Consider the following 19,750-nt stretch of genomic DNA (forward strand, 5'->3'; position numbering starts at 1 on the left):
TAAACGATTGACGAAATAAGCATAGGCAATTACCCACATAAGAGACAATTAAAAAATATCCCTACTTGATTACGGTTTGATAAGCCTCTAAGGTCATCCGGGCAACTTTAGACCAAGGATAATGGTCACGGATATGCTGCATTAAGGGCCGGGGAGAGGCCTTAAAGGATTGCTCAAGGGCAGTACGTAAGCTTGCGTCATCCATGGGATGCACATAAAGGGCCATATCCCGGAAATACTCATGAGGACTTCCTTGGTCGGTCGAGATCACAACGCTGCCGCACGCGCCGGCCTCAATGCTCGATAAGCCCGGGGTTTCAAACCAGCTGGGCAGGGCATGAGTTGTGGCTGCTGAATAAGCGGAAGCGAGAAGTTCTCCCTGTAAAGTACCAATATGGATGACGTTCGAAAAGGATGTCACACTCTCAAAATACTTTTGGTCATTAACAGGTCCTAGAAGAACAAGAGGAACTCCCAGTTCGTGAGAGATTCTTGCCAGCCAATGCTGATTTTTACGTGCTGAAATTCGAGCCGCGCAAAGAATGAATTCCTTGGGAAGATTCGGAAACTGTTTCCGAAATAGTTGAGGGGTCGTCCCCATGAATGAATCTGGGAATCCATTCGGTACAACCTGATAAGGAGCGGTCTTGAGAAAGTCTTGCTGAAGAACGTTCATCTCAATTTGGCTATTGGGGAGCAAGAGTGTGCTTTCGCTCACCAAGCGGGCCCGCATGGGCTGCATGTGTTTCCAGACAGCCAGAGCATTTGTACTTGCATCTTCACGCTTGAAGTAAGCATTGGGAGGCCAATAAACAGGGGAGAGAACTACCCTTTTCTTTTGCTTTTGGGCATTAAGAAAAAACATATAGCTTTCTTTGATGCGGGTAATATTAAAAATATGAACAAAGTCATAAGGAGACAGCTCAACGTTGGGATCAGTTGATATTTGCACTTTAACGTCAAGGTTATTAAGCTCTTGCCCGGTAGAAACCATTTGTACAGTATCTCCCGCAGGGTTTTTCATGAAGTCCGGGCGAATTTGAAAAAGTACTTTCATAAAGAATCCTCCTCAAAGATACTTATTTAGAGGGATTTATAAATGCAGTGAACAAGATCAGAAAGTTCGCCGGCCTATAACTTTTCGAGATACTGGCGGATGGATTGGATGCGGTGTTGATAGGTATGCTTGCGGTACACTTCCTCCTGACCTTGACGGGCGATTTTTTGGCGGAGATCCGCACGCTTTAAATAAAAACGCACAAGCTCAGTCGTCTCGTCCGGATGACGGCTCCAGACGAGATGAACATGGTTTTTAAAAATGTTTTCGATTGCTTGAGACCAGTGTGTCAAGAAAAAGGCTTGACAACCCAAGGCTTCAAAAGTTCGCATGCTCATCATCGTGGGAGAATTTATCACCGAATGTAAGCCTAAAACGATTTTCGCCGAAGAATAAGCACAGGGTAATTGGTCATAGGGCAAATATCCTTGATATACCTCGGGTTCTAACGTGTAACGGTCCGTATTCGCCAGCCAGTGTTCGTTACCGAAAACCTTTAAATGAAACGGTCCGGAACGTAAGGGAGTGAGAATTGTTTCCAGCCCGATTCTTCTTTGAGGATAAGTGGTATAGTAATTGGCAACAAGAAGCAAATCGCAAGTTAGTCTAAGCGATGGTTCGGTAGGTTGATGAAAGGCCGGATTACAGGCAAAGTGGAAATAAAGCGCGCGAATTTTCTCCCGCTGATAAAGGGATAGACATTCTTCCGCCGGGGTAAGAACCAGACTGGTGCCGCGCGCCAAAGGGCGGGACATGCGGCGCCAGTCTGGGGGATCGTCTATGGCCCAATAGATGAGTGGGAGGGAATGACGGCGTAATAGAGGAAAGAGTCTCCCGACCACAGTGGATATTGAAACACCCTCGGCTAAAGCTAAGTCTGGCTGCCATGTTCTAAACAAGTCAGTCAAACGGTCTTCCCAGTCCGGCAAGCGGACTGGGTGATAACGGATTTCATCCACTGAGGAAAAACCCGAGGCTAACCCATGGCGCAAGAGAGATGAATCATTCAAAAACAGAATCTTCATTAGTAGTGTCCCCATTGATGGTTAGTCTGTCGAATCACAGCCTCCAGGGAATTAATCAGAGTTGCCGGGTTAATGTGGTATCGTTGGGCAGCCTGCTCAACGCTCATAGTGAGTAAGTGCTTGGCCCCTCAACCAGATGGAGAAATGCCAAATTTACGGAAGGTATTGGCTGCTTGAGGATACTTCGATAGAATTACGGCAAGATTAGTATCTAAATCTAGGTGGTCCATTTGTTCCAAAAACCCCCTTTATTTTTAATCTCTTTTTTCTCTTCTTGGAGTTGAGAAATCTGTATACCTAGATTTTCCAGAGAAGAGTCGCTCTGCTCTTGTTTAGCCAGCATAACCCGAAGGACTTGAGATAGACTTTTGGTTTCCTTTTCAAGATTGGACATGGCTTCTTTAACCGGATCAGGTTCTTCAAAAGGGGTTTCTAAAACGGTTTGTGGATATTCTAATTCTTCTGTACGAGATGGTTTTTGTTTGGATTTCTTGGGTTGTTTGGGTTGAATAACATTGTCCGAAATTGCCCCAAGGATTTGATCAAACTTCGCGAGCATAGTTTGAAGAACTAGACTTAGATTAGAACTTTCTTGTTCGAGATGAGCTACTGAAGTAATTAAGCGGTCGAGTTCGACGTTTTCTTTCACAGGTTGGGATAGTAAGATATCTTCTGATGAATTTTCCGGTGTATCCGGCGCCTCGAGTACATCAGGCACATCAGACACATCAGGCACATCAAGTGCTTCAAGTACTTCAAGCACTTTTGGCGCTTCATCTATCTTAATCGGGGAGGGAGTACTTAAGATTTCGTCTTTTTCAGTTATTGTGGTTGAAGTTGGCGGAGAAAGATTGGGAGATATTAGGTCAGGATAAAAGGCTGGAACTGGAGGAATAGCTTGAGTAAAAATGGGCAGGGTGGTTTGTAAGGGTGTAAATACAGGAGGGGATTCCTTATTAAAAGTGAAGCCCAATTCATGGTAAAAGGCCGGAGCGCGCCGCTCAGCTTGGTCTTCCAACCAACTAGTTTGATGACAATTCTTCCTGCCTTTATATACCCATTGTAAGGGCTGATGGAAGGTAGGATGAGAGGATACTAATTTCCACCCTTTACCATCATTTTGCATGAGGATTTCTTCCCCAGTTCGGATAAGTAACCAAAGAACGCCATTGATTTCTAAGATCCCCATACTTCTCCAAGGAGAATTGAAGGTTTTGATAGGGGCGGGCGATGGGTGCCAAGTGCTGGATAGTTCATGGGTATCGATTTGTTGCGCAGTGCGGAGTTCAAATTGCCCATTTGGTGCCTTTACGACCCAGAAAAGATGATGAACATTATCCGATGTCATGAGTGCGGCAGTATCCACGACTTCACCTGAGATTTTTAGTGTTTCGGCAAGAGAGCCCCATAGATGAAAGGTTCCGTTAAAGCGGTTGGTATAAAGGAGAGAATATCGGCCCTGGAAGGTTATAGTTAACAAATGAAGGTTCCCCTGATTGTCCAAGTTAACGTGATAAAGGGGTATTCGCGGGTGAACAACTTCTCCCAAATGAACACTGTGCCAGGAGGAACCGTCCCAATAACTGTGTTCGATACGCCAGAGCTCTCGAATGGCTTGATGCGTATGGGCGTAAAAGATATGTATTATTTTACCTTGTGGAAAAAGAAAGAGTCGTTCGTATCTTGAGGCGCGGACATCAAGTTTGGCGATTAACGTTGTCTGGGGTGTTGCAGGACCAGAAATTAGAGTATAACAAAGTTCACCGCTTGTTTTAAGGACGACGAGATGGACAGTTTTGGTATCGGTCATGATTCCATGAGCTAGAAGCAGTGGTTCTTGAATCCGATAGTAGGGTTCAGGACTGTCTTCACCGAAAAGAGCACATCCCTGAGGATCGATGTGCAGGTACATGGATTCGTGGTCATAAGTCAGGAGAAGCGGAGTAAGCGTGGTTCTCCTTAGGAAAGCCAATACGATCACTTCCTTTGTTTTTCATAAAAATATATTTGATAATCCCGTGGTAAAAGAAAGGGCCGTTATGGACGACCCTTTCAGTCTTGAAGGGCAAGAATTTAAGGCATAAGAGAGTGACCAACAAGAAGATGAAAAGGTTACTGGCAGCTATCCAGCTGTGGCGGGAAGAAATCACTGGGGAATGGAGTGAGAGTGGTGTCAAAGAAATTGACACATGGATTTTGTGGTATATCCGGGAATTCCTCACAAGCCGGAGGTTCTGGACAGAACCCGAAGGCTGGAACAAGAAGTTGTACTAAGCCGGTCACTTTAGTTATCACAAAGCTTCCTATCGCAAGCTGAATTGTAGCCATTGTGAACAACGGGCTGGTCAATACTTCGGTTCTCGTTTCAACGCGCAGGTTAAAGTCAAATTCTGGACGAGTTGGTGGGAAGTACATCACGATATCTTTGTTAATATCCGGGAGGTGACCCGTGAGGGTAAATATGGCCCCGGTTGAATCCCGCAAGGTTAAAGTGTAAGGGATTTGGATTGTGAACTGAACTCTTGAGAAATTCGGGCGGGATGGAATGGGTGTTATGACGATACTACCGGGAACGATCACACCCGTAGCAAAGGTCATGCTGATAAAGGTAAACGGCGGCACACCACTTGAAGGCAGGGAGATGGTAAAGGCAGGGAAGCATTCCCTTTGTAAGCAGCTGGCATAAACTTTTTCAACAATGATACAAACAGATTCTGTTACTTCTTCCAGTTGATAAGGGTCAGTCAAGTCAATGGGGTCACTGGGCGATAATGCAGATCCAACTCTGCCCACGGTAACACCCCGGGGTGGGAAGGCAGTTGGAAGCGCAGCTGCAATAGTATTCGTGCTGGTGTTAATGATACTGAGCGAACTATCGCCTTCGTTAGCAACCCATACTTGCGTGCCATCACCGGTAACATCCAGGCCGCGCGGGTTGATTCCTACGGAAACATTCGTTATTACATTAAGCCCGGTTGTCGAGAGTACGCTAACACTGTTTGAACCAAAGTTAGTCACATACATAAAGACAGGATTCACGGGATTTGCCGCGATTTTTTGCGGGTTCGAACCGACTGGGATTAGGCTTAAAGTTGCATTGGTCGAGGTATTAATGACACTGACGTTGTTGCTGCCACTATTGACAACAAAGAGCTTTGTATTATCCAGGCTAACGGCCAAACCATTGGGTGAAGTACCTACCGCGATCGTTGTGATGACGGTATTAGTTACTGGGTTGATGACAGAGACCGAATCACTGCCGCTATTGCTTACGTAGACGTGGCTGCCATCACGGGCAATAGTGACATCAACAGGGCCTGTGCCAACGGTAATGGTGCTTACAACTGTGTGGGTCGGAATGCTAATGACGGAAACAGTTCCGCTTCCAGAGTTTGTAACGTACGCTGTTGTGCTGGTCGGGTCAATCGCTACTGATGTAGGGGCAAGACCCACCGGGACCGTTGCTAAGACATGATTTGTTGCAGTACATAAGATGGAGACGGAGTTGCTGCCAAAGTTAGGAACTAAAACCTTTGTACCATCCGGCGTGCGTTTTGGGAAAGCCGGAGCAATCCCCACGGGGATGGTGGCGACAAGCACATCGCTGTAAACATTATATATAGCGACGGCGTTGTCGAGTGTTACCCAGGCATGGGTTTCAAATAGCATGTGTGTATTCCCCCCCTTTTTTGATTCGAAAAATGAGATAAGACTGAGCAGGACTTTCAACGTATACTATTCGATCGTAGAGTAGGGTGTTACACCTTATTTTTCATTTAATCAGCCTGGAGAAAGATTTGTTGAAGCATCCTTCCGGCCCGTTCACCCCAGTCGTTAGCTTGGGCGTAAGCCATTCGTTCAGCTTTGCTGAAATCCTTTCCTTCCAATAAATAACGTAGGCGCAGGGAGAATAATTGAGGGTTACTTTCCAGATTGATGTTCGGAACGGTAAGCAGTTCAGCAAGCGGTGTCCCAAGAACCCGGATTCCTGCTGCATAATATTCGTAGAGTTTGATAGGGTTGCACCCCTTGGTCATTTCTGTTTGAAGAAAGGGAATAAGCGCAACATCAAAGTGATGAAGATAAGCGGGGAGTTGATGATAAGCTTTCAGACCTAAATAGAAAACATTCTTAAATTTGAGGGGAAATTTATTGAGTTGAAAGAGGGCTCCAAGAAAAACAAAGTTAAATTCTGGGCTTCCTTGGATCACGGTCCTAAGCAATTCCCAATCGACCCAGGGGGCTATTGCTCCACTGTAGCCGATGATGGGTTTACCTGACGGAAGATCAGTTGGACGTTGCTTAGGTGTGGGCGAAAAATGGACGTAATCTACGCCGTTCGGGACAAGGCAAACTTGCGGATGACGTTTCGAAAAATAATCAAAAATGCTTTGCCCACTACAAAAAATTAGATTTGCTCTTTCGAGGATAGCTGGGAAATAGGGTGCCCAACTGGCAAATTCCTCTTTGGGTTCATCCACAGCATCATAAATAACGAGATCTGGGTTATAGGAATGAATTAAATTAATGTGCGAGGGAACGGTTAACCAAAGAATGCGTGGTTGTGGATGGGGAATAGTCATGGCGGAAATCCCTTGGCAAAGAAGTAAGGTTGGGGATAAGCTCCTAATCCCTGGTTGGAGAAAGTTGCCGAGGTCCTCGTAAAGAACAGTCTGGCCCGATGCGGAAAATTGACATAACAACTGCTGTGGGCGTTGAAACATCCAATTCCAGGGGATTGAGGGCGGATATATAAATGTAGGCATTTGTAACCTCCTCTTACGCTACTTCCTTGCCATACGGCAGCTAGCTATCTCGTCACCTTGCCATACGGCATTTGGCCATCCTTGGCGGCGCTACTAATCTCAAACGTCCTGTTTGAGTCATGGCGGTGTTCTAACCTCAAACATTCTTGTTCGGGTCATGTTAGATACTTAGTCGTCCAAGGACTTTTATTCCATATAAGATATGTAGGTAGAGCTCAAAGGGTAAACAATATGGAAAAAAGGGAAAGGTTTCTTTAAAGATTAAGGGTTTGTGGCTTGTTTAGCACTTTTTAAGGCTTGTCGCATAGGATGTGGGTGTGGGGGGATAATGATGAAAGTCTTATCGTTGACCAATGAATTTGAAGAAGAAAGCTTTGGTGGAGCGGGTACGGCGGCTACAGGCATGCTCTATATGTTGGATCGTTTAGGCTTTGAACAGACGATTATCTTACCACGCAGTGATGGGACCTCATCTAGCTGGGACTTGAGAGGACGACAGATTAAAGTGCTGGGATTACCTCGTACCAGCCACTATTTTGGGAATTTAGGGATGATCAAGACGGATGTTGTGCGTCAGGAATTTCCTGAGCTTAATCAGCCGTGGGATTTAATTCACAGTCATGCCATCAATTTTACCCCTCTGGCTTATACCCTTTCAGGAGGAGTCATTCCAATTCTCTATACCGTTTATTCATTTTTACGCCAAGAGCTAGGAAACCGTCCAGAACCTGAGTTGCAAGCGCAGTTTACCATTCAAGAAGAACTTCTCATGCGTTGTCAATGCATTCATCTCATTAGTGAGAGTGAAAGAAACTATCTGGCGGAGCGTTTCCCCCAATACCTTTCCAAAACTGAGGTTCTGCCGCTTGGTATTTCCCTACCCTTGGAACGATGGAGGCATGCAAACTCAATTGAGTTTCTCTACGTGGGCAGACTTACGGACTATAAAGGGATAGAAGATTTGATCAATGCCATGGCTTTAATCCGGCAAAGCGGGCGACAAATTCGATTAAATGTTGTCGGCAAGGGAGCAGACAATTATGAAGATTACTTGAAACAACTTGTTCAATCGAAGCGGCTGGGAGCTTATGTTCAGTTTCACGGCTGGAAGCCAGGTTCAGAAGTAAGACAATTAATGGCACGCGCAGCTTGTCTCATTGTTCCGAGTCGGCGAGAAGCCTATGGACTGGTGGCCTTGGAGGGGATGGCGATCGGGACTCCTTTAATCGTGTCAAGAGCCGGGGGTCTGGCAGAACTAGTCTCTAACTCATGTGCTCTAACTTTTGAAGGCGGGAATGAAAAGCAGTTGGCAGATGCTTTAAAGACAGCCTTTGACAATCCTTCTCTTTTGCGGTCCCTTGCAGCTAGGGGCCGGGAGAGGGCTTTAACCTTCGGGTGGGATTCGCTTGCTCCAAAATATCTGAGGCTTTTGGAGCGAATAAAGTAGTTTTCATCTGGATTGTAACTTTGTCCCAATTGTTGCATATATTAAATTGAGACTAAACAAACTTAACTCTCTCCGTGCTCTCTCTGCTAAGAAACTTCTTCGGCTTGGGGGTTTCGGGGGTGGGAGCGATTGGGGGGTTGCTTGCTCTTATGATGCAAAAGAGCGGCATGTAGGCCCGCAAGCAAGGCGTTTCCGGGGAACTACTGCCCCTTACTTATTTGCATTAGAACGGAGATCAGTTGGTCTGCGGTGCGTTGCCACGTCCAGTTTTGTGCAAAATGGTGACCAGCATCGGCTAGACGTTGGCGTTCATTGTTGTTGGTCAAGAGGTAATACATATTGTCGGTTAAGGCGGAAACATCGCTCGGTTGAATAACGATACAGTTTTCTCCGTTTCTGGTGTAATCACGGTTTCCTCCACAATCGGTGGTTATTACCGCTGTACCACAGGCCATCGCTTCCAGGGGGGGTAAACCGAAGGATTCATAATATGAAGCATAGACAAAAAGGTCTGCACGGGCGTAGAGTAGGGCCATTTCGTGATCACTGGCCGCGGTCATGGTTGTATAGGGGAACGAGGTATCCAACGCTTGCTGCTCAGGATTCACAACCAAAACGTCAAAATCAGGTATGCGGTCTTTTAAACGAGCACAGGCTTCCAGAAAGTCGGCATTCCCTTTCCAGGTATAGCCCGGTCCCCGCATAATATAAAAAATAGTTTTTCGGCCTGTTTGGGCAGAGCGCTTAGGGTAGGGGTGGAAAAAAGCCGAATCTACGCCACCGGAAATAACTGAACAGTCAAGACCTATTTCGGAGAGAATAAGCCGACGTTGCCATTGAGAGATCGTTACTATCGGCATATTGATGGAATAAGTGGCTTTGGAGACATCCGCATTGGGGAGACATAAGGGCTCGTAGACAAGGCTCAGGCGAACGACCTGGCCTTTTTTGGATTGCCAGGCAGGCATTACCGTTGGGTAGAAATTTGGCAGAATAAAGTCAGCCGAGGGGAAGGAGCTCGGGGTTAATTCCTTCACTCGGGTTATTTTTGCGCGCACAGGCCAGTCTAAGATACCGTCTTTTGGCATGATAAATTCAACGTTCTGGCCACGATCTACCAGAGCATTCGCCAGCTGATATAGAAAGCGGGCTCCGCCACCCTTTTCCAAACTTAGTGCGGGAATAACAATTTTCATAGATAAACCTCCTCCAAGCAGACGTTTATTGGTAATGTATGCTGCCACATCCTTTGATGTGGCAACATGTGTCAGATAAACAAACCTTAACATACGATATATTAATTGCGGCAGAAGGAGGAAAGGAAGAGTGTGATGTGGGAACAAAAAAAGGTCTTGATTACAGGAGCCGGCGGTTTTATCGGCAGTCACTTGACAGAGGCTTTAGTCAAAGCAGGAGCAAAAGTCCGAGCCTTTGTTCGTTATAATTCCAGAGACGGTCGTGGGAATTTGGAGGATTTAGAGCCCGGGGTACTTGAAGAGCTCGAAATCATCGCGGGAGATTTGCGGGACGCGGATGTCATAGAACGATCGGTAAAAGGTTGCGATGCAGTTTTTCACCTAGGCGCTTTGGTGGGAATTCCCTATTCCTATAAAAACCCTCGTGAGGTCGTGGAAACCAATATTATGGGGACGTTTAATGTTCTTACCGCAGCACGTGATCACGGAGTGGCTCAAATCGTTCATACATCTACAAGTGAAGTGTACGGCTCTGCGTGTTATGTCCCAATCGATGAAGCTCATCCTCTTCAGGGTCAGTCTCCCTATTCAGCTAGTAAAATCGGGGCGGATAAGTTAGCGGAAAGTTTTTTTACTTCCTACGACTTACCTGTCGTTACGGTTAGACCGTTTAATTGTTATGGGCCGCGGCAGTCAGCGCGGGCAGTCATTCCGACGCTAATTACTCAGGTTCTTGCCTGTGAAGAAATACGTCTTGGTAATACTGAGACTTTACGTGATTTTACCTTTGTAACGGATACTGTGGACGGTTTTATGAAAGCAGCGCAGAAGCGGGCGGCGGTTGGAAAGGTTATTAATGTGGGTTCAGGACAGGAGATTTCGATTGGCCAGCTAGCTTCCCAGATTATTAAGATGCTAAGAAGCTCGGCAAAAATTGTTGTGGATGAGTCTAGGGTCCGTCCGAACCGTAGTGAGGTGAACCGTCTTTTGGCGGATAATCGGTTGGCAAAAGAAACGCTGGGGTGGGGACCGCAAGTTTCTTTGGAAGAAGGGCTAAAAAGGACAATGGCGTGGATTGCCACTCATTTGAATCGTTTCCAGGTCGGAAAATATCAAATTTGAAAAGATAAAGAAGGGAAATACAGTGCAAGCCATTATTTTAGCGGGTGGTCGTGGAGGACGGTTAGATCCATTTTCCCGCATTTTACCCAAACCCCTTTTTCCCATTGGAGACAAACCGATAGCAGAGATTCTGGTGCGTCAACTCCAGCTGGCAGGAGTTAATGAAATTATCATGTGTTTGGGGTATCTGGCAGATTTCATTAAGCTGTACTTCCAGGATGGGAGTTGTTTTGGTTTGACGATTCGTTATTTTGTGGAAACTAATCCGTTGGGGACTGCGGGTCCGTTGAGAATGGTTAAGGATTTAGAGGATAATTTTTTGGTTGTCAATGGGGACGAATTGACAACCTTGGATTTCAGGGCGTTATATGAGCACCATCTGGCGACTCATGCAGATCTGACGGTTGCTGTTCAGAATAAGTCAGTCGGTTCCTCGCTTGGAGTTTTAGAGCTTAAGGAGGGCCGAGTCATAGCCTATTCGGAAAAACCTACAACTAATTATTGGGTCAGTATGGGCATCTACGTGCTTAATAAGCGGATACTGTCCTTAATTCCGGAAAATGAACGTTTTGATATGCCAGATCTGGTTCAGAGACTCCTTAAGGAAAAGGCTCAGGTGGTGAGTTATAAGAGTCAAGATCTTTGGTTTGACATTGGGACGATGTCTGATCTCGAAAAGGCTAAAAAAGAGTTTAAGCAGTTATAGCAGCAGATAAAGCGCTATCAAAGGGGGCAGATGTAAAGTGGCAAAGATTCTCGTCACGGGGAGCAGAGGTACCTTAGGCGCCCCATTAGTGGAAGAACTGAAAAATAGAGGGCACGAAGTGTGGGGAGTGGATTTACAACACCATGCCGGGGAGCGCTACTGTCGGGCAGACATTAGTGAGTATCGGCAGTTGGAAGGTATTTTTGAACAGCCGTTCGATTTGGTCTACCATTTGGCGGCGGAGTTTGGCCGGATTAACGGAGAAGACTATTACGATACACTTTGGAAAACCAATGTCATCGGGACACGCAACATCCTGGAGTGGCAGTTGAAAAAGGGTTTTAAGCTTGTCTTTACGAGTTCCTCAGAAATCTATGGAGAAACATCGGAGCCCTTGCTCAGTGAAGAGCTCCCTATGCGAAAAACGATTCTTCAGCACAATGACTATGCTTTAAGCAAATGGGTAAACGAAGTACAAATCACTAATTTTGAAAAGAAATATCAATCTCCGATTGTCAGGTTGCGCCTGTTTAACGCCTATGGGCCCGGAGAATACTATCATCCCTATCGCAGTGTGGTCTGTTTATTTGTTTACCGTGCCCTACAGGGGATACCCTATGATGTGTTCGAAGGCTATTCGCGCGTATTTATGTATATTGACGATTTGATTCCCAGCATGGCCAATGCGGTTGAGAGATTTAAACCGGGAGAGGTTTATAACCTTGGGGGAACAGAATACCGAAGTGTTCAAGATTTAAGTAATCTCGTGCTGAAGTATACCGGTGGGTCTCCGGGACTGGTCAGGAATCTCCCCGAGGATAAGCATAATACAGTCAGTAAACGACCGGATATTCGCAAAGCGACCCTTGATTTAGGTCACAATCCGAGGGTGCTCCTGGAAGAAGGGTTACCCAAAACCGTCGAGTGGATGAAGAACGTCTATGGAGGGAGACCACGATGACGATGCCCAAGGTCAGTGTAGTTATACCCACGTATAATTATGCACAATATGTGGGCATTGCGGTAAAAAGTGTCCTTGATCAGAGTTATCCGAACCTGGAGATCTTTGTTGTTGATGATGGCTCAACGGATAAAACACAAGAAGTCCTGATGCCGTATATACCTTGGATTCATTATTATTATAAGGATAATGGGGGAACCGCCAGCGCTTTGAACTTTGGCATTACCCGTGCAACAGGAAAATACGTTTGCTGGTTGAGTTCAGATGATATTTTTTTACCCGATAAGGTCGCCAAACAGGTAGCTTTAATGGAGAAAGAGCCGGGGCTGGGATTCAGTTATACCAGTTTTGTGGTGATTGATGGAGCAGGAAGTAAGCAATATGAGGTGCACTCTCCGTTCTATCGAGATCAGAGGGAGATGGTCACCAAGTTGATCGAAGGCTGTTTTATCAATGGATCTTCCGTCATGATCCGCAAGGCTGCCCTGGATCAGGTGGGGTTCTTTGATGAAAGTATGACGACGGTGCACGACTATGAGTTGTGGTTCCGTCTGCTTCGAAGTTATCCGTGCGGATTTCTTGATGAACTGCTTTTAGGTTATCGTTGGCACGGTCAAAATGGGAGTTTATTTGTGCCGCCAAACTTTACAGAACCAGCTATAAAGAGGGCGCGGCAGCTTTTCCCTGGCCTATAAGAAAGTATAAGTTATTGGAGTTCAGTGTAAAAAGGAGCGTGAAAACGACATGAGCAAGGTATTGATCTTGGGAGGGTCAGGGATGTTAGGGCATACCCTGTTTCGCTATCTTGCAGGGAATCCTGGTCTTGATGTCTTTGCTACGGTTCGATCTGCGCAGGAATTAGTCAGTTGGTTACCAAAGGATCAGCTCAAGAAGGTGCGCCGAGATGTGGATATAAATCAAACAGATCGTCTTGTGCAGGTTTTCGCCGATGTATTGCCAGATTTTGTCATCAACTGCATCGGCATCATCAAGCAAATACCTGAGGCGGAAGACCCCTTAGTAACAATAACCGGTAACGCACTTTTGCCGCATCGCATCGCTTTGCTTTGCGGGGCGGTAGGTGCGCGCATGATCCATATCAGTACAGATTGTGTCTTTGATGGAGAGAAAGGGAGCTATGCAGAAAGTGATCTTTCCAATGCCACCGATCTTTATGGCAGAACTAAACTTCTTGGTGAGGTAGACTACCCGCATTGTGTTACCTTGCGCACATCAATAATTGGACATGAACTGAAAGGCAGCTATGGTTTAGTCGAATGGTTTCTAAGTCAGAAAGAAAAAGTACGGGGTTTCAAAAAGGTCATATATTCCGGCTTTCCAACGGTTGAATTATCTCGAATTATCGGGGATTTTGTGATCCCTAATCCGGGGATGTCGGGGCTTTACCACGTATCCTCAGATCCTATTTCTAAATACGAGTTACTTCAACTGATCAATGTTCAATACGGTAAAAAAATAGAGATCGAACCGGAGGACAGTTTTTACCTGGATCGATCGTTAGATTCATCAAGCTTCCGTTCTTTAACGGGCTACAATCCGCCGATCTGGACGGAGCTGGTGCGCAGAATGCATCAAGATTATTTACAAGGCCCATATCAAAAGGGTTAAGCCAAGGGGGAAGAATAATGGAACTTTTCGATAACAAGGTGATTGTGATTACCGGAGGTACAGGTTCACTTGGCAAAGTGTTAACCCGTAGGCTTTTACAAAAAGAACTTGGTTCCCCTAAGAAAATTATCATCTTTTCGCGTGATGAAGCTAAGCAGCATGCTATGCGGGTCGAATACCAGCATAAACAAAATGTGACCGATGAAGTGATCTATGACAATTTTGCTCGCTTAATCGAGTTTAGAATTGGGGATATCCGGGATTATCATTCCGTCTGTTCTGCCTTGAGGGGTGCAGACATTGTCATCAATGCCGCTGCTCTAAAGCAGGTGCCTTCCTGTGAGTATTTTCCGTATGAAGCGGTTCAGACCAATGTGCTTGGTCCGGAAAATATAATACGAGCCATTGGTGAAAATAGTCTTAAAGTTGAAACTGTTGTCGGAGTCTCTACGGATAAAGCCTGTAAACCGGTCAATGCCATGGGGATCTCCAAGGCTATGCAAGAGCGGATCTTGATCGCTGCGAATGTGATGCTTCCCAAGACGAGGTTTATTTGTGTGCGCTATGGTAACGTGCTTGCCTCGAGGGGGTCTGTCATCCCTTTATTTCATGAACAACTTAAGCACGGAGGGCCGATAACAATTACGACCAAGGAAATGACGAGATTTTTATTGCCCTTGGAAAGTGCCGTGGATACAATTTTTGCGGTTCTTCAAGGGGCTAAGCCCGGTGAAATATTTATACCGAAAATCCCCGCGGCCCGGATCGGTGATCTTGCCAAGGTTTTAATCGGAGATCGAACAATAGCTATTAACTATACGGGAATCCGTCCCGGCGAAAAGGTCCATGAAATATTGATTTCGGAAGAAGAGGCGTGGCGAGCGTATGATCGTGGTGATTATTATGCGATTAAGCCGATGCTTCCCGAACTGTTTGAGGCGGAGATGGGCCAACAAGCGTTGTCGAAAGAATATAGCTCCGGTGATTTTCTCATGTCCTTGGAAGAAACAGAAAGCTTGTTAAGAAAACACCACTTGATACTCGGGCAAAATAATCAGGAAGAGGGAGAACTCTTGCGATGAACTATAGAATTGTGGGTATTTGTCAAATATTTAATGAACTGCTCAAAGGGAATTTGGAGAGGTTCGTGCGTTATATCCAACCGCTCGTGGAGAGCTTGGTTGTCTATGATGATGGGAGTACGGACGGCAGCTATGAATATATGTTGACCCAAACACCCTATGTTCTTCGGTCAACAAAAAATGATTTTGCCAACGAGCGTAGTCATAAGCAACTCGTGTTACAGGAAGCTTTAAAGCTGAGCCCGGATTTTATTTTATGGCTGGATGCGGACGAAGTATTGACAGCCAATGCCGTAGAGCATCTTCAAGAGATGTGTCAACTATGTGAGGAACAGCAATTTGATGCGGTATGTTTTCATGAAATCAACTTATGGCGCAGTCATTCCTGGAGGCGGCTGGATAGCTTATTTGATACAGGTTGGTTCTGTCGTCTCTGGCGGGTTGTCCCAGGACTAAGCTTTGAAGAAGCTAAACCAGGACTTCATCAACCGCCTTATCCTTCCACAATACGAACTATGATGTGGACGGAAAAAATCCAAGTCCTGCATTACGGCTTTTCCTCCAAACAACGCCTGGCGCATAAGTATCTTGTTTATAGATCGCACGGACAACGAGGGTATGAGATGCTTGATCGTTTAATCAGTGAAGAACAGTTGGTCGTGGAGAAAGTTCATCAGCATTTCTTCCCGGAAGGCTTGTGGGTGGATGACGGGCAGCCTGCGCCATTAACTTTTGCGGAGTCTTTAGCCTATGTCGAACAATACCGGGAAGAAGTCTTTAAACCAAAATTCAGCCTGATTTGTTTAGTCTACAAGAGTGTCGAATGGTTGAAATTCGTTCATGAGCAGGTCTTTCAATATACAGATATGACGGATAAGGAGTTTTTCTTCATAGCGAATGATGCGAACTCCACAGTGCTCACCTATCTGCGGGATAACTATATCCCTCATTACGTTTATACAAATACTCCCCAGCAGCAAACAGAATGGTTTATCAACAATGTTTATCGAGCATACAATTATGCAGCCGGCAAGGCGCGGGGAGATTTTGTCGTTTTCATCAATTCGGATATGGCGTTTACGCCAGGTTGGTTTGATAGTCTATGGCAGGCCTATAATGGGGAGAATTGTGTCTCCTCTCGATTAGTGGAGTCCGGGAAGCTGCGAAGCGGTCAATACGGTGTGGAAAGAGATTTCGGTCGGGATTATAAGGCATACCAGGAAATAGAATTTCAACAGTATGCCCACAATTTAGCGGAGTCCAAAGTGGTTGATGGCGGTCTCTATATGCCCCTCTTCATCCGAAAGGAACATTTTGAGCGGGTTGGGGGTTATCCGGAAGGAAATATTGTCCCAGGCAGCGATTTCCATCATCCGGTCATTGCTCGACTTGGAGAAGCATGTATCTCAGGGGATAATGTCTTGATGTTGAAACTGAAGGCCCAAGGGATTAGGCATCAAACAGCGTTTGATAGCATTGTTTATCATTTTCAGTGTGGGGAGTTGGATAGCCCGGGAACGGCAGATGTTGTATCGAAAAAAATCAAGGTAGCGGTATGTAATGACCTAGTCACAGGGTCCATGGGGGAAAAGGTCCTATGGAATTTTCTCCTGGAAGCCTTACCTGCCTCTGTGGGTATCGATATGTATCTTGCAGGCAGCCAAGGGGATTATGCGGCAAATGCCCGGGATTATATTCAGGCGCATTACCCGGAGGTAGAAGTCATCATTCAAAATGCTACGTTTATTAATACGGTTGATCAATCTCGTTATACAATCGCGTTTTTACAGGACAATCTTAGGTCAATGGGCTGGGCAAACGTGCAACAAGAAGAAAATTTACGGCGGGCAGCGAAACTCGTTACCAATTCCTTGCAAACGGCATTGTCTTATCCGGAGTATGACTTTGAGATAATACCGGTGGGTGTTGATTTGGAACTCTTTAAGCCCCTTGACAAAAGGGAAGTCCGCCGGGAACTCGGATTTGGTCCAGGGCGAATAGGTATCTTTGTCGGAGATTTTACTGAGGTTAAAGGGTGGAGCAAAGTCCGCGCCTGTATTGAACGACATCCCGAGATCACTTGGATTTTAGTTTCCAAAGCAGAAGAAACTTATGCCGCGGCTAATGTACGGGTGTTTAACAGAATTTCACAGACCCTCCTGGTTAAGCTCTTAAACTGTGCGGATTTCTTCATTATCGGTTCACCCGTTGAGACTCAGTGTTTGGCAGCTATTGAAGCCTGTTTGTGTGATGTTCCGGTGATTATGCGGCAGGTAGGCATCTTTAAGGATTATAGCGAAGAAGAGCGTGCAGAGTGCGGAATTTTTGGGGAGGACTTCGAAGCGGCTCTTCAAGAATTACCAAACCGTACCTTCTCTCCCCGGCGAATCATGATTGAGAAGAAACTATCTACTCAGGATTCCATGCAAAAATGGCACAATTTGCTAACGACTGACTTTCAACAACTCATGGGTGTAAAAAAAACGATAAAAGCAAAAGTAGAACCGGTAAATAACCATCATAAAGTATCCATTATTATGACAACATTTCAGAGAATGCATTTGTTGAAATGGGGTCTATATTCATTATCTCAACAGGCAATACCCTTTGATTTTGAAACCATCGTGGTTAACGATGGATTACAAGACGAAACTGAGGAGATCTGTAACGAGTATAAGGAGAAACTTAATCTGAAATATATATTTACCGGACAAAGAAATCTGGAAGCTGAGCCGGTTTGGCGAATTCCCGGCTTTGCAATCAATATTGGAGTCAAACAATCGTCCGGAGATATTTTAGTCCTCTGTTGCGCTGAAATGTTCCATATCAACCAAACGATTGCAGGTCTTACCAGGTCTATCCTGGATCATTCTAAATTGTTGGGAATTCCCGTTGGGAAAGATGATCGTGATGGAGCTTTTCTCGGGCATATTCATGAGCAGAATGGGATGTTTGAATTAGATATCTTAAATAAATGTACTGGCTTGGATACGAGAATGCCGTTCTTAATGGCAATGCATCGCCAACAGTTTTTTGAGATTGGGGGATATGACGAAGATTTTGTGGGAATTGCCTATGATGACAGTGATTTTATCGAGCGACTATTGAGAAATGGTTGCAGTTATTGTCAGACGGATGCGATAACAGTGCACTTGTTTCATCCCCGAGCACAAGATTATTATGAGGATCCTCCGGAGTGGGAATATAATAAAAACTTATACTTCTCCAGGATGGGTACTATTGTAAGGAACGTTGGGAGAGAATGGGGTAAATTGGAACAACTTTAAATGCTTGTCATATATTGGAAGTGAGGGGGGAGCCAGTCCCTCTATCAAGAAAAATTGTGGGAGGCAATGTAATGGACGAGCGAGAATTAAAACTATTCCAAGCTATTCCAAGAGGTACAAGATTCGGTTCAACAATATAAGCCTAACTGTGGTTGCAAGATATGCCCGCAAGGTGGTAAAGGGTTCATTGAAGACAGTTTATTCATTGTAAAACATCACAAAATTATTTGGGCAGTAATCTTGTTTGATGGAACAGCGGCCTTTAAGCAAGTTTCGCCAGAATGGCTGGAAATATTTTCGGAAATAGTAGTAGATTCCCCGAGTATTTTCGTTGTATTTGATAGGTGTCATAAAATTGTTGAGTGGATTACCCACCAAGATAAGGTACGCCCTGTTTAATTCCCCCCAGATGAACTATAAATAAAAAGACGCACTTAGAATTTGAAAAATACTCAATAAGTAGTTTGTAGGAAATAACTCCGCATCACGATCAACGTGGTGCGGAGTAGCTGTTATAGGTATGAATTCAAGACTAAAGTTGAATGAAATAAGTAACCAAAAGGGGACAAAAATAATAAAATAAACAGATCCATAATTTGGGAGGCGGAGTGATGTGCCATATTTAACAACGGGTTTATTCGATAACACTGCGGTTGCGGGCATTAGACCAAGTTCAACGCTGTCCGTAAATATTTCAAATGATGATACTTCCACTGTAGCAATTCAAATAGAGGGATTTTTTCAAAGTGGAACGACAAAGGTGAAGTATGTTGAAGAGTTTTTTACTCTCGCCGCAGGAACAGTGACTTTGAGAAATTATTTTGTTCAATTTGATGCTTTTGAGTTTCAATTCTTTGTTAGCTCAGAGGCAGTAGAAGTCTCTGTTTGGGGGAAAGACGCAATTGGAAACCTCACAACGGATCATCGGGTAGTTGCCAAAGAGGTTAGAAGCTCTTAATTAATGCGAAATTAATAAATTAAGGAGATGGGGTAATGGCTTTCTTAACTACAGGATTAATCGATAATCCTTTAGTTGCGGGGGTAAGATCAACTTCTACGCTTACGGTCAGGATAACAAATGATGATACGGTAACAGCTGTCATTCAAATTTTTGGGTTTTACTTGACGGGAGTTACAAAAACACAGTATGTCCTGGAGTTTTTTACCTTGGCGCCTGGTGAAGTAGCAACCAGAAACTATTTCGCGCAGTTTGATGCTTTTGAGTTTCAATTTCTAAATAGTTCTGATGCTGTGGAGATTACAGCTTGGGGGAAAAATGCTGCCGGGAATTTGACAACGGCCCATCGCATGGTTGCTGAAGAATTAGATGTAATCGGTTCAGAGGGAATAACAGGGCCTACAGGACCTCAAGGAACGCAAGGCATCCAAGGAACCCAGGGCATTCAGGGGACAGCAGGAGTCGACGGAGCTCAGGGTATTCAAGGAACGCAAGGTATCCAAGGGACTCAGGG

The 19,750-nt window shown here is 45.1% G+C and carries 15 protein-coding genes and 1 pseudogene; 10 read left to right on the plus strand and 6 right to left on the minus strand.

Features of this window, described 5'->3' with window-relative positions; all coding sequences use genetic code 11:
• Nucleotides 1–61: 61 nt before the first annotated feature.
• The 5 genes from AC6I5A_RS08410 to AC6I5A_RS08430 form a co-directional block, all read right to left on the minus strand.
• Complete coding sequence (locus AC6I5A_RS08410) at nt 62–1,057, minus strand: glycosyltransferase family 4 protein (protein ID WP_034614394.1); 996 nt, start codon at nt 1,055–1,057, stop codon at nt 62–64.
• A gap of 74 nt (nt 1,058–1,131) precedes the next feature.
• The gene (locus AC6I5A_RS08415; RefSeq protein ID WP_034614396.1) at nt 1,132–2,082 is read right to left on the minus strand and encodes a CgeB family protein; all 951 of its coding nucleotides are present in this window, start codon (nt 2,080–2,082) and stop codon (nt 1,132–1,134) included.
• A 217-nt stretch (nt 2,083–2,299) separates the two neighbouring features.
• Entirely contained in the window at nt 2,300–4,054 is a 1,755-nt protein-coding gene (locus AC6I5A_RS08420) for a hypothetical protein (RefSeq protein WP_034614398.1), read from the minus strand.
• 140 nt (nt 4,055–4,194) lie between these two features.
• Nucleotides 4,195–5,751 carry a YncE family protein gene (locus tag AC6I5A_RS08425; RefSeq protein WP_034614401.1) on the minus strand — a complete coding sequence of 519 codons (1,557 nt, stop codon included), beginning with the start codon at nt 5,749–5,751 and terminating at the stop codon, nt 4,195–4,197.
• A 107-nt stretch (nt 5,752–5,858) separates the two neighbouring features.
• A complete protein-coding gene (locus AC6I5A_RS08430) occupies nt 5,859–6,848 on the minus strand; it encodes a glycosyltransferase family protein (protein WP_034614403.1) in 990 nt (329 codons plus the stop codon).
• 328 nt (nt 6,849–7,176) lie between these two features.
• Between AC6I5A_RS08430 and AC6I5A_RS08435 the strand changes: the two genes are divergently transcribed.
• Nucleotides 7,177–8,295, plus strand: a complete 1,119-nt coding sequence (locus AC6I5A_RS08435) for a glycosyltransferase family 4 protein (RefSeq protein WP_497900608.1) — start codon at nt 7,177–7,179, stop codon at nt 8,293–8,295.
• 200 nt (nt 8,296–8,495) lie between these two features.
• Here the strand turns inward: AC6I5A_RS08435 and AC6I5A_RS08440 are convergent, their stop codons facing one another.
• Entirely contained in the window at nt 8,496–9,491 is a 996-nt protein-coding gene (locus tag AC6I5A_RS08440; RefSeq protein WP_034614407.1) for a glycosyltransferase family 4 protein, read from the minus strand.
• Nucleotides 9,492–9,626: 135 nt separating this feature from the next.
• Between AC6I5A_RS08440 and AC6I5A_RS08445 the strand changes: the two genes are divergently transcribed.
• The 9 genes and pseudogenes from AC6I5A_RS08445 to AC6I5A_RS08485 all read left to right on the plus strand — a co-directional run.
• Nucleotides 9,627–10,613 (plus strand): SDR family NAD(P)-dependent oxidoreductase, encoded by a 987-nt coding sequence (locus tag AC6I5A_RS08445; protein WP_034614409.1) that lies wholly within the window; start codon nt 9,627–9,629, stop codon nt 10,611–10,613.
• 22 nt (nt 10,614–10,635) lie between these two features.
• Complete coding sequence (locus AC6I5A_RS08450; RefSeq protein WP_034614411.1) at nt 10,636–11,319, plus strand: sugar phosphate nucleotidyltransferase; 684 nt, start codon at nt 10,636–10,638, stop codon at nt 11,317–11,319.
• A 37-nt stretch (nt 11,320–11,356) separates the two neighbouring features.
• The gene (locus AC6I5A_RS08455) at nt 11,357–12,280 is read left to right on the plus strand and encodes an NAD-dependent epimerase/dehydratase family protein (RefSeq protein ID WP_034614412.1); all 924 of its coding nucleotides are present in this window, start codon (nt 11,357–11,359) and stop codon (nt 12,278–12,280) included.
• Nucleotides 12,277–12,975, plus strand: a complete 699-nt coding sequence (locus AC6I5A_RS08460) for a glycosyltransferase (RefSeq protein ID WP_034614414.1) — start codon at nt 12,277–12,279, stop codon at nt 12,973–12,975. The genes AC6I5A_RS08455 and AC6I5A_RS08460 overlap by 4 nt, the downstream gene beginning before the upstream one ends.
• A gap of 49 nt (nt 12,976–13,024) precedes the next feature.
• A complete protein-coding gene (locus AC6I5A_RS08465) occupies nt 13,025–13,909 on the plus strand; it encodes a dTDP-4-dehydrorhamnose reductase family protein (RefSeq protein ID WP_497900609.1) in 885 nt (294 codons plus the stop codon).
• A 17-nt stretch (nt 13,910–13,926) separates the two neighbouring features.
• Nucleotides 13,927–14,991: a polysaccharide biosynthesis protein gene (locus tag AC6I5A_RS08470; protein ID WP_034614418.1), complete on the plus strand. Its 1,065-nt coding sequence runs from the start codon at nt 13,927–13,929 to the stop codon at nt 14,989–14,991.
• Entirely contained in the window at nt 14,988–18,278 is a 3,291-nt protein-coding gene (locus AC6I5A_RS08475) for a glycosyltransferase (protein WP_034614419.1), read from the plus strand. The genes AC6I5A_RS08470 and AC6I5A_RS08475 overlap by 4 nt, the downstream gene beginning before the upstream one ends.
• Nucleotides 18,279–18,891: 613 nt before the next feature.
• Nucleotides 18,892–19,236: a hypothetical protein gene (locus tag AC6I5A_RS08480; RefSeq protein WP_034614422.1), complete on the plus strand. Its 345-nt coding sequence runs from the start codon at nt 18,892–18,894 to the stop codon at nt 19,234–19,236.
• Between the two features lie 35 nt (nt 19,237–19,271).
• Nucleotides 19,272–19,750: pseudogene (locus AC6I5A_RS08485) on the plus strand (hypothetical protein); the annotation flags it as partial.

This window comes from Desulfosporosinus sp. Tol-M2, assembly GCF_059735615.1.